We start from the raw sequence: 13,813 nt of genomic DNA, 5'->3' as shown, positions 1-13,813 counted from the left end.
AGCTTGGTCTAACAGCGCTTAAGTATTGCAATGGCAAATGCTGACGATATATCGAAGAGATTAATATGCAATTTAATAACAAACAGTTAGTGCATATTTGGGGGACAAAATGAGTACATTAAAATCCATGTTAACCAGATTCTGGATACTCGCCTTGATAGTGACGAGTCCGTCGCTAATGGCCGCATCGACGGGGTGGTTGGTTAATGATAATCACCCGCCAGCCAAAGTGCGTTTTATGCTGACAGGTGAAGTTGATACCGCAACGAATACTTTGCCCGCTGTGCTTGAAGTACAACTTGAGGGCGATTGGAAAACCTATTGGCGCAGTCCTGGGGAAGGCGGTATCGCACCGACGATAAAATGGGATGGCTCACGCAATCTACAGCAAGTGGATTGGAGATGGCCTGCGCCAGAGGAATTCTCATTATTGGGATTACAAACCTTTGGTTATAAAGGCAATACTACCTTTCCCTTAACCCTAAAAGTCGATGATATCGCTGCGCCAACTCAGCTGCGCGGCAAAGTGACCTTGTCGACCTGTACCACTATCTGTGTACTGACGGATTATCAGATTAGTCTCGACTTCACGCCTAATGCGCTGCAAGCGGATACCGATGCCATGTTGGCCTACAACAAGGCCGTGTCGCTTGTGCCACAAAAAGTGTTGACCCAAGAGGGCCAAAATCCTGCCATGACCATGGGTTGGGATGCCGCCAAAGGTCAACTTGAAATCAGACTCAATGATGCCAACTGGCAGAGTCCAACCGTGATTATCGATGGTGAGCCAGATACCACATTTAAGCTAGTGAGCTTAAAACCGAGTGAAAGCGATGTTAACGGCAAGCAATTGGTCGGTATTTTTAGCGGTAAAAGTTGGCTGGGCGAGCCTGAAGTTTTGGGCAAATCGCTGAACATGACTGTTGCCGATAGCGAGCGGGCGTTGGAATACAGCGCCGAAGTTAAGCCTGTGGTGATTACCCAAGAAAGCACCTCGATATTTGGCATGATTTTGTTAGCGCTTATCGGTGGTTTGATCTTAAACGTCATGCCTTGCGTGTTACCAGTACTCGGCATGAAGCTCAGTTCAGTGGTTGCTGCGCCTGATCTTAAGCGTAATCAAATCCGTCAACAGTTCATCGCATCAGCGCTGGGGATATTGGCCTCATTCTGGTTACTCGCTGGCTTTATCTTAATGCTTAAGCTCACGGGGCAGGCGATTGGTTGGGGTGTGCAGTTCCAAAACCCTTGGTTTATCGGCTTTATGGCGCTGGTGACTACAGTGTTTGCATTCAATATGTTAGGTGTATTTGAGATTAACTTACCCTCTAACGTGCAAACCAAGTTAGCGACAACGGGCGGCAATAATAACAGCGGGCACTTTTTACAGGGCATGTTTGCGACGCTACTGGCGACGCCGTGCAGTGCACCATTTTTGGGTACTGCAGTCGCCTTCGCCTTGGGCGCCGATGTACTGAGCTTGTTTGCCATCTTCACTGCGTTGGCCGTGGGTATGGCGTTCCCTTGGTTGATTGTGGCGGCATTTCCGCAAGTGGCGGGTTATTTCCCTAAACCCGGTCGCTGGATGAACACAGTCAAAGTGTTTTTCTCCGGCATGTTACTACTCACCAGTTTGTGGCTCATTAGCCTGTTGTCCAGCTTCATTGATACAATCTACCTGTGGCCATTAGCTGGCATTATTACACTGATATTTATGGTGTTTATGGCTAAAAAATATGGCGCGATTGCCATTGTGAGCTGCTTAGGTATCGGTATTTTACTGTCGGCAATCATCGCCTTTATGACGGTGAACCAGTGGGCTAAACCTTTACCTGCGGATCTTGCTTGGACGCCATTGGATCAAGCATTGATTAATCAGCAGGTCGCCCAGGGCAAGACAGTATTTGTCGATGTCACTGCCGATTGGTGCATTACCTGTAAGGCCAATAAAGTTGGCGTGATCTTGCAAGACCCTGTTTATAGCCTGTTGCAACAGCCGCATATTTTGCCGATGAAGGGCGATTGGACTACGCCTTCTGAGCCCATTACTCACTACCTGCAAAGCCATCATCGTTTTGGGGTGCCATTCAACGTGGTTTACGGCCCGGGTGCACCGCAGGGGATTGAGCTGCCGGAAATTCTATCGACTGACCTTGTGCTCGCTGCGATTGAGCAGGCCTCAGCGTCCCTTGAAAAGTCATCAGTAGCGGCAGAGAAATAACGCTAACGAACAGCCATTCACTCGGACATGTCATTCGGCAATATCACTGGCGAGTCTCATTCAATAGCGAGTCGAGTGGCACTCAACAAATACTCAGGTCAGGGATAACTCTGACTTAAGACAATGGAAATCGATTATGAAACAGACAATTGAAGCACAAAACATCACTGAATCAATGCAGAATACTCAAGTCATCGGAGGCACTAAGATGTCGAAATTTAGCTCTTTATTCAAACATCGCAAGTTGCAGATGTTTGCTGTCTCGGGTGTCGCCATGGCAATGCTGGTGGTTTCCTTGCCTTCGGTGAGCACCATGGCCTATGCCAAAGACAGCAGTTTATCGGCGGCCCAGCAGCAAGAGGTGCGAGCGATTCTTAAAGATGCCTTGATCAATGATCCTGACCTAATGAGAGAAGCAATTATTGCGTGGCAAGCAAGGGAGCAAGAGGGGGCCAATACCGCCATGCAAACGAGCCTAGTGACCCATCATAAAGCCATGTATGAGACCAAAAGCGATCCGTGGAAGGGCTCTGCGACACCTGAGATTGAGATGGTGTATTTCACCGATTTTAACTGCCCATACTGCAAGAAAATCGAGCCTTCGCTGAACCAGCTGATTGAAGAATTTCCGCAGTTAAAAATCATAGTTAAAATGGTGCCGCTGCAGGGCGAAGGCTCCAAAATGGCAGTCGATTTTGCCCAAACGGTTTGGTTAAACGAGCCTGAAAAGTATCTCAAGGTGAAGGATATGTTGATGTCGAGTCCGCGTGGACTCGATGCCGCCGCCATCGCTAAGGTCGCTAAACTGACGGCAACCGAGCGTTGGGTTGGCAACACAGATGAGCGCGTGGCTAAAATGGTCGATGACAATGTTAATTTAATGAATGAGTTAGGCATAGGTGGCACTCCAAGTATGATAGTGGCCGATACGCTTATTCCCGGATTAGTGCCTTACGAAGTGTTAAAAGAGCAGCTTGAAGCCGCGATTGCCGCTAAAGATAAGACGCAGAAGAGCAGTTAAGATGCCGCCAAAGGAAACTGAAAATATGAGCGCCGAACAGGTTTCGACATCTTTATCTAAACGCATATTGGGCTGGATTAAGCAGCTGGCACTTTGGCTGCTCATTGCTCTTATCGTGACCAGCGTGATGGACATCTGGCGCGGCAAAGATATCCCGCGGGATAATTTGCCGCAGCTCCAAGGGACGACTTTGGCTGGGGAAGCGCTTGATATTGCCAAGTTAAGCCAAGATCAGGCGGTATTGGTATACTTTTGGGGCACTTGGTGCCCTGTGTGTAATTTTGTCAGCCCGGCAGTCAATCAAATGTCGGCCTATTACCCCGTGGTGACGGTTGCCATGAATTCGGGGGAGGATGAGAAACTGAGAAAATATCTTCAGTATCAAGGCTATGGCTTTGACACTATTAACGATAGTGACAGCAAGATTGCCCGTGATTGGTCATTGCAGGCGACGCCAACCATTATGATCTTTAAAGAGGGTGAGCTAAAACACTATACGACAGGCTTTACTAGCCTACCCGGTATGTGGTGGCGAATGATGTTCACTTAGAAGTGATGCTTCAGGGGCTGTTTTAGGAGAGAAAAAAAGCGCTAATCTTGGTTAGCGCTTTTGTATTATCAACTTATTTCAGGACTAGACTACTAGCTGAAAGCTTAGGGTTTACCTCACTAAAGTGAGTAGTGGTGCCTGACTCACAACTTGGAAGTCGAGCGCCATAGTCACACTGAGCGCCGTAATAGTGATGATTGAAAAACCAAACACTTGGCGAGCCCAGCGGTGCATGTCGATGCCGTGGCGATAACCTTTTAATGCCATGGCAAGCCACCACAGGCTAGTGGCACAGGTGACTGCCATAAAGGCGATACCTGTGTAACCCGCGAGTGGTAACAGCGCACTGACTAAGGCGAACACAGCAATATAAAGCACGATATGCAGTTTTGCCTTGGTCATGCCTTCTGCAACCGGCAGTACTGGAATATTGGCTGCCGCATAGTCATTAAAACGGAAAATCGCGATGGCATAGGAATGCGGCATCTGCCATAGACTGAACATCAACAGCAAAATAGCTGCGCCCATGTCCATTTGCCCTGTCACACTGCAATAGCCAACCACGGGCGGTACTGCGCCCGAGAAGCTGCCAACTAAAGTGCCATACACTGAGTTACGTTTCATGTAGAGGCTATAAACCCCCACATAAACGATGTAACCAATAACGGCAAATAGCAGGGCTAATGCATTGGTAAACAAGGCTAAGATGCTAAAGCCCAACACGCCTAAGGCGAGTCCAAACGCGAGTACGTTACCCACGGCAATTTCGCCCGTGACGGTCACGCGTTTGCAGGTTCGCTGCATCTTGGCGTCGATATCACGGTCAATACAGTTATTGACAGCGCAGCCCGAGGCTACAACTAAGGACAATCCCACTAAGCTCGCCAGCATCAAGACCAAATTTACGTCGCCTTTGGCGGCTAATAAAAAACCGCCAGCAACGGAAATCAGATTCCCGAAAATGATGCCAGGCTTAGTAACCTGCACATACCCTTTGAAGCGTGCTTTCCATTGCGGTGACATAAATCTGTCTTGTGTTTGCATAGACTGTTTCTCGTTACATCATCAAAGCGTTGGCTTCGAGTATGATCCACACCGACAAGCCGACGACCATGACAATAATCAGGGCGGTAAACAGGAAGGAGAAGGTGTTCACTTTGCCTTCTTTCGAGAAATCTAAGTGCAAGAAGTACTTAAGATGTACCACTATCTGCACTATCGCCATCACTAGCACTAAGCTAAGGGTGGTCGCTTTCTCGAAGTGATGGGTCATTACCGCCCAAAATGGAATGGCAGTTAATACCACTGACAGCACAAAGCCCATTAGATATGACTTAATGCTCGCGGCCAGATCGTCAGTGCCATGGCTAGGCTTATCAGTATGACTATGTGCGCTCATTACAGTGCTCCCAATAAATACACGACCGTGAATACACAAATCCACACTATGTCGAGGAAATGCCAGAACAGGCTTAAGCAGCTCAGGCGGGTGATGCTGCGATGACCTAAACCGGTTTTCGCCACTTCAATCATCATGATCGCCATCCAAATCAGACCTGCGGTCACGTGCAAGCCGTGCATACCTACCAGAGTGAAGAAGGACGACAGGAAAGCGCTGCGCTGTGGGCCATTGCCATGTTCAATCAGGTGATGGAACTCATAGACTTCCATCCCGATAAACACACAACCGAGGGCGAAGGTCACGAGTAACCAAGCCAAGGTCGCGGCTTTGTTATGGCGTTTAGCAAAAATCAGCGCCATGCCATAGGTAATACTACTGACGAGCAGGGCGGCAGTTTCGATCAGCACAAAGTCCAATTCGAAAATGTCTTTACCCGAAACGCCACCGTCCGTGTTCATGTAGAGCACAGCATAGGTTGCGAAAACCGAGGCAAACAAAATGCAGTCTGTCATCAGGTAAATCCAAAAACCAAACAGAGTGTTGCCACTCGTATCATGGTGTTCGTGATGATCTTCTGCGTGAGCTACTTCTAAATCTGCTGGGATTGCAATACTCATATCAGCCCCTTACTACATTGTTTAAGTGGGCATTTTCAATGCGAGCCACTTCATCGGGTTGCACGTAATAGTCGACGTCATTGTTATAGGCACGGAATAAGAACACGATAAACGCGCCCACTAAGCCCACAATGGCTAACCACAGAATGTGCCAAATAGCGGCAAAACCCGCGGCAGTGATCCCCAGCGCCATTAAGATACCGCTTGAGGTATTTTTCGGCATATGGATTGGCTGATAGTGTTTGAGGCCTTGATAAGCCAAGCCTTTTTCTTTCGCATCGGTAAAGGCATCGATATCATCAACCTGTGGCAGCTTAGCGAAGTTATAGAACTGTGGTGGTGAAGCGGTTGACCACTCTAAAGTATGGCCATTCCATGGATCGCCCGTGGTATCGCGGTTTTGGTCGCGGTCACGGATACTCACGTACAGTTGGATAAACTGCAGAATGATACCGACCATGATGATGCAAGCACCCACAGCGGCTAAGTAGATCCATAGATTCCATGCCGGGTTATCCGTATGGCTAATTCTGCGCGTCATACCCATAAAGCCTAATACGTACAGCGGCATAAAGGCCACGTAGAAACCGATTTGCCAGCACCAGAATGACGCTTTACCTAAACGCTCATTCAAGTGGAAACCTGTCGCTTTAGGGAACCAGTAAGCAAAGCCAGCTAAGTAACCAAATACCGCACCACCAATAATAGTGTTATGGAAATGCGCGATTAAAAACAAACTGTTATGTAGAACGTAATCGGCTCCTGGTAAGGCTAATAGCACACCTGTCATACCGCCTATGGTGAAAGTCACCATAAAGCCTAGCGTCCACAACACAGGTACCGTTAACCGTAGGCGGCCACGGTAGATAGTGAACAACCAGTTAAACAGTTTTACCCCGGTTGGAACTGCAATCACCATAGTCATCACCCCGAAGAAAGCGTTGACGTTGGCACTTGAGCCCATAGTGAAGAAGTGGTGTAACCAAACGATGAAACCTAAAATTGAAATCGCACCGCTCGCCCACACCATAGAGGTGTAACCGAACAAACGCTTAGCCGTAAAGGTTGAGATCACCTCGGAGAAAATACCAAAAGCAGGCAAAATCAGGATGTAAACTTCAGGATGTCCCCACGCCCAAAATAGGTTGATATACATCATGGCGTTACCGCCACCGTCATTGGTGAAAAAGTGGAAATCCATGTAACGGTCGAGCGTTAACATGGCTAACACGGCGGTTAAGATTGGGAATGACGCGACGATCAAAATGTTCGCCCAAGTACAAGTCCAAGTGAAGATTGGCATTTGCATCAGCTTCATGCCGGGGGCGCGCATCTTAAGTACGGTGGCGATAAAGTTCACCCCGGTTAAGGTTGTTCCTATGCCTGAAATTTGCAGTGCCCAGATATAGTAATCGACTCCAACCCCCGGACTGTAAGCCAGCTCTGAGAGGGGGGGATACGCCACCCAACCTGTCTTAGCAAATTCACCTAAACCCAATGAAATATTGATCAGCACAGCGCCAGAGGCGGTCAGCCAGAAACTGAGGTTGTTCAAGAAGGGGAAGGCAACGTCGCGGGCGCCAATCTGCAGCGGCACGACTAAGTTCATTAGGCCTATCATAAATGGCATCGCCATAAAGATAATCATGATCACGCCGTGGGCGGTGAAGATCTGGTCGTAATGTTCTGGCGGCAGATAACCTGCGGCGCCGTTGGTGGCGAGTGCTTGCTGGGTACGCATCATAATGGCATCGGAGAAGCCACGAATGAGCATCACCAAAGCCAACACTATGTACATGATACCGAGGCGTTTATGGTCAACTGAGGTTAACCAATTATTCCAGAGTACGCTCCATTTTTTGTGTTTAGTGATCAAGGCTGCGATATACAAACCTACCACTGCGACGACCGCTAGGGTCACCATGATGATGGGCTCGTGATACGGAATCGCATCTAAGCTTAATTTACCGAGAAATGACATGATTACTCCGCCTCCACTTTGTGAGTGGATGAGTGCTCTAATGATGAAGGTTCTGTGGATGAGTCTTGTGTTAATGACGGTACAGAAGGTGCTGAGCTATCCATGTCGGCCATGTTCTGTGTATTTTCCATCGCGTGCTCGCCTGCCATATGTGCCATGTCGTGCATACCTTTCATGTCTGCCATGTCAGATGTGTGCTCAGTGCCCATGTGTTCCATGCCTGCGTGCATGTCCATTCCTTCGTGACCTTTCATGCCCTCATGTGAGTCCATGTGCATGTATTGCATCACGATTTGGTCAAACATCCCTTTGCTCACTGAGCCAAAGTATTCAACTGGATTGTATTCACTCGGTTTAGCCAGTGTGGCATAGGCCGCTGAGTCCAATGTCTTGCCCTGTTGTTTTAACTTGGCAACCCATGCCTCGAAGTCAGCAGGTGTTTGAGTGGCAATCGCTTTAAACTTCATGCCCGCAAATCCAGCGCCGCTGTAGTTAGCCGAGATACCGTCGAAGGTGCCTGGCTCGTTAGCGATCAAATGCAATTTAGTGGTCATGCCCGCCATAGAATAAATCTGGCTGCCTAACTGAGGGATGAAGAAGGAGTTCATCGCAGTGTCAGAGGTGATCTTAAAGTTCACCGGCACATTGGCCGGGAACGCCAACTCATTGACCGATGCCACGCCTTGTTCTGGGTAAATGAATAACCATTTCCAGTCCAGCGACACTACTTCAACCGTGACGGGTTTAGCTTCGTGTTCTAAAGGTTTATAGGGATCAAGATCATGGGTCGAACCCCAAGTGATCACACCGAGCACTATCACGATCACAATCGGCACTATCCACACTACGGTTTCAATCGCCGTTGAGTGTGCCCATTTAGGCGCGTAGATTTCCTGATCACGGCCATCGCGGTATTTCCACGCGAAGTACAATGTCATGGCAATCACAGGGATAACGACAATGAGCATGAGTAGGGTGGCGACGATAATCAGGTGTTTTTCATCGATACCGATTTGGCCCTTAGGGTCCAATACTCCGCCATCACAACCCGCGAGCATGAGTGCTACTGCCGCGATTGCTGCTTTACTTAATTTTCGAATTAACAAAGGAAGATTCCTCTAACCCTAAGGTTTACAACTCTGCCAAGCGTTAACTGGCAGTCACACTAAGCGGCGTTATCTGAGCGCAAATCCTGAGACCCAAGAGGCATGACACAACAATGTGCCGCCATTCCGAGGCAAATCTAAGATCCGCTTTCAGCGCTTAATGCTTAATTTTAATTTAAAAACAGAGGGTTAAAATGGCGGAGCGCGACAACCGTGGGCGGTATGTTCGAGGGATTTTAGCCTTGGGGGTGCTAAAAAAAGTGAAGCGTTAGTTAAATCGAGATGATTGAAAAATTTGAAGCAGCAGTCGATTAAATGCCATAACTGCAGAATAACGAGGGGATTGAGTAATAACAGGCTGAGCAAACTAGCGCCGATAAACTCGGCTAAAAAGCCATTGCTGAGGCTGATTAATTCACTAATATCGACACAACCGCCGATCAACACGGATAAAACGTCAGCAATAGGCAGCACAAACAATAACCCGAAAAACAGGGTTAGATTTGTCATGCTAAAGGTTGAAAGCCGAATAGTTAGGTTCAATCTTTCAACAATGAATTGGCTAAGAGCTAATTTCAATTAATGAGTCCGGCTGAACGGGAAAAGGAGTCAGTTGGCAGAACAAAAAATATTCAGCATGTAACTTTTTTATGCGGCAGGAGGATACCAAGAAGCGGCTATTGAATGAAAGCGGATCCCCGTAGTAAAAGGGCTTTAGTATTAAAAAAACCTTAATTAAAACCAAATTAGATCTTTGGTTTTACAAGATTAACAGTATTTAAACTGATTTTGTTCTCATAAAATAAAAAATTGTGAAGCCTCTCATTTATTCATTTTGACTAAAGTTGATTTGCTCGTGGCGTCATTGAGTTGATTACAGCCCCTATAAACATGTTTGCTTTACCCGCAAAAAGACTAGGCTTAACTTCTATGGCAGGGCTAATGTTGCCGATAGTTGTCTTGATGGGTTAGCTTGTTTGTCGCAAGATTGGGCTCGCCAAGTTTGGCTGTATGATTAAGTGCATTTGAGATCGGCATCCCAAATAAAAACATCACGTTAAATGAGTGATTGTGTCAGTCATTTACGCTATTTACATTAGATAAACCGATTATTAAACTGTGAACTTATCTCGCCCCTGATATGTGCTTGAGATTGAGCCTGTGAGTAGGGCATGATGCTTCTCAATTCTCGAAGTGCGTCAGCATGAAGGACTACACATAAAGTCATTTATCCCATACCTTAAGGTAAACATTTTCATCGCCTTAGCTTACGTTATTGTAGGTAAAATTGGTTTGATGATTGCTTTGCCGCCTGGATATTCTGCTGCAATTTGGCCTGCCGCAGGTATTGCTATTGCCGCTTGTGTTTTATGGAAGGAATATGCGCCTTGGATTGGCGTGTTCATTGGTTCTTTGTTGATTAATCTCAACATCAGCGGACATATCCATTGGGGGTGGTTGCCCTTTGCTATTTCAATTGGTTCATCTATACAGGCAGTGCTTTCTGCCTATGTTCTTGGGCGAGTCGATCATTTATTCACCCTAGATAATCCTAACGCCGTCATTAAATCCTGCTTGAGTTTAGCTTTAACTTGTACAGTAGCGACTGTTTTTGGCAATTTCTCCTTAGTGATTAACGGTACGATTCCACAGTCCGATTTACTGGGTAGTTTAATAAATTGGTGGACTGGGGATTTGCTCGGTGCCGTGATTTTTATCCCTCTGACTATGTTGTTATTTGATAAGCGAGTTATTTGGCGTTCTCGCCGCATTCAGACGGGTGTGCCTTTGCTGGTGGGTTTTTTATTTTGCGTGGGGATTTATTACTACTCAGATATGAATCAGCGCCAACAGTTACGGGATAAGTTTCTGGTTCAATCTAATGCGATTATTAGCAATATTGAAAGTTTTCAAGATGCTAACCTCCAACAAATTGTTGCCTTAGCAAGCTTGTTCGATAATAGCGAGCAGGTTTCTGAGGATGAGTTTGTACAGTTTGGCAAACGCAATATGTTGATGAAGGATGGCTTTAGAGCTTGGTCTTGGTCACCGCTTGTGGCGGCAGCCGATCAGCAAAGTTTTGAGGCATCCATTCGTTCTGTGGTTGGTGGTTCCTACAAAGTGACTCGTCCCGAAGGCTGGCAGGCGAATACTGATGGTTGGCTAGTCCCTGTGATGTATATTCAGCCGCAGATAGGTAACGAAGCGGCCTTGGGATTAGATCTCAATAGTGAGCCAACGCGAGCCGCAGCCATCGCAAAAGTGCGTGCGACGTTAGCACCCGTGATGACAGCCAAGATTCAATTAGCACAAGATCCCAATGGCCCTGGTGGCACTTTACTCATTGCTCCTGCTTTTGACAGATTGGGTAAGATCTCAGGGTTTTGTTCTGCCGTAATTGATTTGCAAGGCATTATTGATGATGTTGATAGTGTAAAAGGGTTGCAGTGGCAACTGACAGATATGAGTGCGGGCGGTACCTTACTTTATAGCAATACTCGAAAATCGTTTCCCGAATTTAGCAGTAAACTCTTCAGCGATAAAACTGGGCAGTATTTTCAGGCAAACCTGATGTTAGCGGATCGTCATTGGCATATAGTGATTTATCAATCCTATGCGGTACTGATGGGCGATACTTTTAGCTTATCGCTACTGATGCTTCTGCTCGCATTTATCACTTGTGCGGTCGTGGGCGGTATGACACTGGTTTCCTCCGGCGAGCGCCAACGTATTGCCGAAAAAGTGACAGAAAAAACCATGGCATTGTCGAAGGAAATTGCCCGCCGTCAGGCTTTTCAAGCTACCTTGGTCGAAAGTGAGCAAAAATATCGAAACCTATTTGATAAGGCCCCTGTGGGGCATGTGCTTAAACGTTTAGATGATGGTCAATTTGTGGCAATTAACCCCGCCTTTCAAGCGATTACGGGTTATTCACTCGATGAGCTTAATCAACTTGATCCTTGGGATCTTACCCCAAAGCGTTATCAATTAAGTGAAACTGAGCAATTAGAGCGCTTAAAGCAGACGCGCCGTTACGGCCCCTATCAGAAGCATTATTTACATAAAAATGGCCAATTAGTGGCGGTGCGCCTCAACGGGGCTTTAGTTACTGGTGCCAATGGTGAACAGCTAATTTTGTTTATCGTCGAAGATATTACCGAGCAGGAGCGTACCGTTGCGCGGGTAAATCTCTTGGCGCAAGTATTTCAGCAGAGTGGTGAAGGCATCACGATTATGGATGCCAACGATATTATTGTGGATGTGAATAGCGCATTTTCTCAGATCACGGGTTATTCCCGAGAGGACATTATTGGTAAAAACTGCCGTTTTATAGAGGCTGAACGAACGGATAAAAGTATCGATTCTCAAGTCCGTGCAGCCCTCGAGCAAACGGGTTTCTGGCAAGGTGAAGTCTGGGATAGGCATAAACAAGGCTACGATTTCCCGAAATGGTTGATGATGTCTGTGGTGCGGGATGATTCTGGTGCCGTGAGTCACTATATTGGCAGCTTTACCGATATCAGTGAGCGTAAAGTCAGTGAGGAACGCATTCATTTCCTTGCCCATCATGACTCTTTGACCTTATTGCCTAATCGACTGAGCTTGCAGTCGCGCCTCGAAGTGGTGTTTAAGGATGCTCTGGTATCCCACAGCCAAATAGCGGTAATGTTCATCGACATGGACCACTTTAAAAATATCAACGATACCTTGGGCCATCATGTGGGCGATCAACTGCTGCTAGAGGTTGCCCGACGTTTGAAATACATCGTTGGTGATAATGATACTGTGGCGCGTTTGGGGGGCGATGAGTTTGTGGTTGCCTTGTCCGATACGAACCATGATGAAGTGGCCAGTTTAGCCGAGGCGCTGCGCAGTGGTTTGAGTCAAACCTATGTGATTAATAATCAAGCATTACATTCATCGCCAAGTATAGGGATCAGTTTATTTCCCAATGATGGTGACAGTGTTGAAGCTTTGATGAAAAATGCTGATATGGCCATGTACCGCGCAAAAGCGGCTGGACGCAATAACTATCAATTCTTTACTGCGGCAATGAACACCTTGATCACTGAGCGCCAGCATATTGAAACGGGCCTGAGGCAAGTGTTAGCAAACGACGAATTACGGCTGCATTATCAGCCACAAATTGATATTAGAAGCGGGCAAGTGGTCAGTGTCGAAGCGCTTGTGCGCTGGCAGCATCCCGAATTTGGCATGATAGCGCCTGACCGCTTTATTCCCATTGCCGAAGAGATCGACATGATCATCCCAATTGGCCAATGGGTGTTAGAAACGGCGATGGCGCAGCTTGCTGTCTGGCGCGCAGCGGGTGCCACTGAGTTGCGAATGGCAGTGAATCTGTCAGCGCATCAACTCCGTAAGGATACGATAGTCGCCGATATTACCAATGTGCTGGTGAAGCATAAGTTGGGCAAAGGCGCACTGGAGCTGGAGATTACCGAGAGTGTGGCGATGCAATATCCTGAGCAGAATGCGCGCCTATTAGCGGAATTGCGCCAACATGGTATCGAGCTCGCCATCGATGATTTTGGTACAGGATATTCCTCTTTATCCTATTTGAAACTCTTGCCCTTAGACAGGTTAAAGCTCGACCGATCCTTTGTGAAGGATATTGAGACCGACTCGAACGATGCAGCCATTAGCGCTGCAACTATTTCTATGTCCCATGAATTGGGGTTAACTGTGGTCGCTGAAGGGGTTGAAAACGAGGCGCAATTGGTATTATTGTCGAGCATGGGGTGCGACTTAGTGCAAGGGTTTTACTTTAGTAAACCCTTAGCGGCAGAAGAGTGTTTCCGCTTTATCCAGCGTAATTTATAACGGCAGAGTGTTGTTGTTTTTCTAATGCTGGCGCAGAGTTGGACTATACTTGAGTTCGCATTATGCATGCGCT

The 13,813-nt window shown here is 47.1% G+C and carries 10 protein-coding genes; 4 read left to right on the top strand and 6 right to left on the bottom strand.

Going from position 1 to position 13,813, the window contains the following annotated elements:
* The first annotated feature begins 109 nt into the window (after positions 1 to 109).
* The 3 genes from GWI56_RS06515 (at position 110) to GWI56_RS06505 (ending at position 3,792) form a co-directional block, all read left to right on the top strand.
* Positions 110 to 2,221: a protein-disulfide reductase DsbD domain-containing protein gene (locus tag GWI56_RS06515; protein ID WP_198572443.1), complete on the top strand. Its 2,112-nt coding sequence runs from the start codon at positions 110 to 112 to the stop codon at positions 2,219 to 2,221.
* Between the two features lie 136 nt (positions 2,222 to 2,357).
* A complete protein-coding gene (locus tag GWI56_RS06510; RefSeq protein ID WP_198572442.1) occupies positions 2,358 to 3,242 on the top strand; it encodes a thioredoxin domain-containing protein in 885 nt (294 codons plus the stop codon).
* Between the two features lie 25 nt (positions 3,243 to 3,267).
* Complete coding sequence (locus GWI56_RS06505; protein WP_198572441.1) at positions 3,268 to 3,792, top strand: protein disulfide oxidoreductase; 525 nt, start codon at positions 3,268 to 3,270, stop codon at positions 3,790 to 3,792.
* A 111-nt stretch (positions 3,793 to 3,903) separates the two neighbouring features.
* Here the strand turns inward: GWI56_RS06505 and cyoE are convergent, their stop codons facing one another.
* The 6 genes from cyoE to GWI56_RS06475 form a co-directional block, all read right to left on the bottom strand.
* Positions 3,904 to 4,836: a heme o synthase gene (gene cyoE / locus GWI56_RS06500; protein WP_198572440.1), complete on the bottom strand. Its 933-nt coding sequence runs from the start codon at positions 4,834 to 4,836 to the stop codon at positions 3,904 to 3,906.
* Positions 4,837 to 4,849: 13 nt separating this feature from the next.
* The gene (cyoD, locus tag GWI56_RS06495; RefSeq protein WP_011787512.1) at positions 4,850 to 5,191 is read right to left on the bottom strand and encodes a cytochrome o ubiquinol oxidase subunit IV; all 342 of its coding nucleotides are present in this window, start codon (positions 5,189 to 5,191) and stop codon (positions 4,850 to 4,852) included.
* A complete protein-coding gene (gene cyoC, locus GWI56_RS06490; RefSeq protein ID WP_011787513.1) occupies positions 5,191 to 5,811 on the bottom strand; it encodes a cytochrome o ubiquinol oxidase subunit III in 621 nt (206 codons plus the stop codon). Before cyoC ends, cyoD begins: the two co-directional genes overlap by 1 nt.
* Before the next feature lies 1 nt (position 5,812).
* The gene (gene cyoB, locus GWI56_RS06485) at positions 5,813 to 7,792 is read right to left on the bottom strand and encodes a cytochrome o ubiquinol oxidase subunit I (protein ID WP_198572439.1); all 1,980 of its coding nucleotides are present in this window, start codon (positions 7,790 to 7,792) and stop codon (positions 5,813 to 5,815) included.
* Between the two features lie 2 nt (positions 7,793 to 7,794).
* Complete coding sequence (gene cyoA / locus GWI56_RS06480; protein WP_173497841.1) at positions 7,795 to 8,898, bottom strand: ubiquinol oxidase subunit II; 1,104 nt, start codon at positions 8,896 to 8,898, stop codon at positions 7,795 to 7,797.
* Positions 8,899 to 9,087: 189 nt separating this feature from the next.
* Complete coding sequence (locus tag GWI56_RS06475) at positions 9,088 to 9,477, bottom strand: hypothetical protein (protein WP_198572438.1); 390 nt, start codon at positions 9,475 to 9,477, stop codon at positions 9,088 to 9,090.
* 615 nt (positions 9,478 to 10,092) lie between these two features.
* Here GWI56_RS06475 and GWI56_RS06470 point away from each other — a divergent pair.
* Complete coding sequence (locus GWI56_RS06470; protein ID WP_113940219.1) at positions 10,093 to 13,740, top strand: EAL domain-containing protein; 3,648 nt, start codon at positions 10,093 to 10,095, stop codon at positions 13,738 to 13,740.
* The last annotated feature ends 73 nt before the right edge of the window (positions 13,741 to 13,813 follow it).

The organism is Shewanella sp. DW31 (assembly GCF_015767295.1).
Taxonomy (GTDB): Bacteria; Pseudomonadota; Gammaproteobacteria; order Enterobacterales; family Shewanellaceae; genus Shewanella; species Shewanella oncorhynchi.
This window is presented reverse-complemented; position numbering and strand designations above follow the sequence as displayed.

What these genes read in the sequence shown, in the direction of transcription:
- GWI56_RS06515 (WP_198572443.1), top strand. Translation starts at nt 110, where the DNA reads ATGAGTACATTAAAATCCATGTTAACCAGATTCTGGATACTCGCCTTG.
- GWI56_RS06510 (WP_198572442.1), top strand. Translation starts at nt 2,358, where the DNA reads ATGAAACAGACAATTGAAGCACAAAACATCACTGAATCAATGCAGAAT.
- GWI56_RS06505 (WP_198572441.1), top strand. Translation starts at nt 3,268, where the DNA reads ATGAGCGCCGAACAGGTTTCGACATCTTTATCTAAACGCATATTGGGC.
- cyoE (WP_198572440.1), bottom strand. Translation starts at nt 4,836, where the DNA reads ATGCAAACACAAGACAGATTTATGTCACCGCAATGGAAAGCACGCTTC.
- cyoD (WP_011787512.1), bottom strand. Translation starts at nt 5,191, where the DNA reads ATGAGCGCACATAGTCATACTGATAAGCCTAGCCATGGCACTGACGAT.
- cyoC (WP_011787513.1), bottom strand. Translation starts at nt 5,811, where the DNA reads ATGAGTATTGCAATCCCAGCAGATTTAGAAGTAGCTCACGCAGAAGAT.
- cyoB (WP_198572439.1), bottom strand. Translation starts at nt 7,792, where the DNA reads ATGTCATTTCTCGGTAAATTAAGCTTAGATGCGATTCCGTATCACGAG.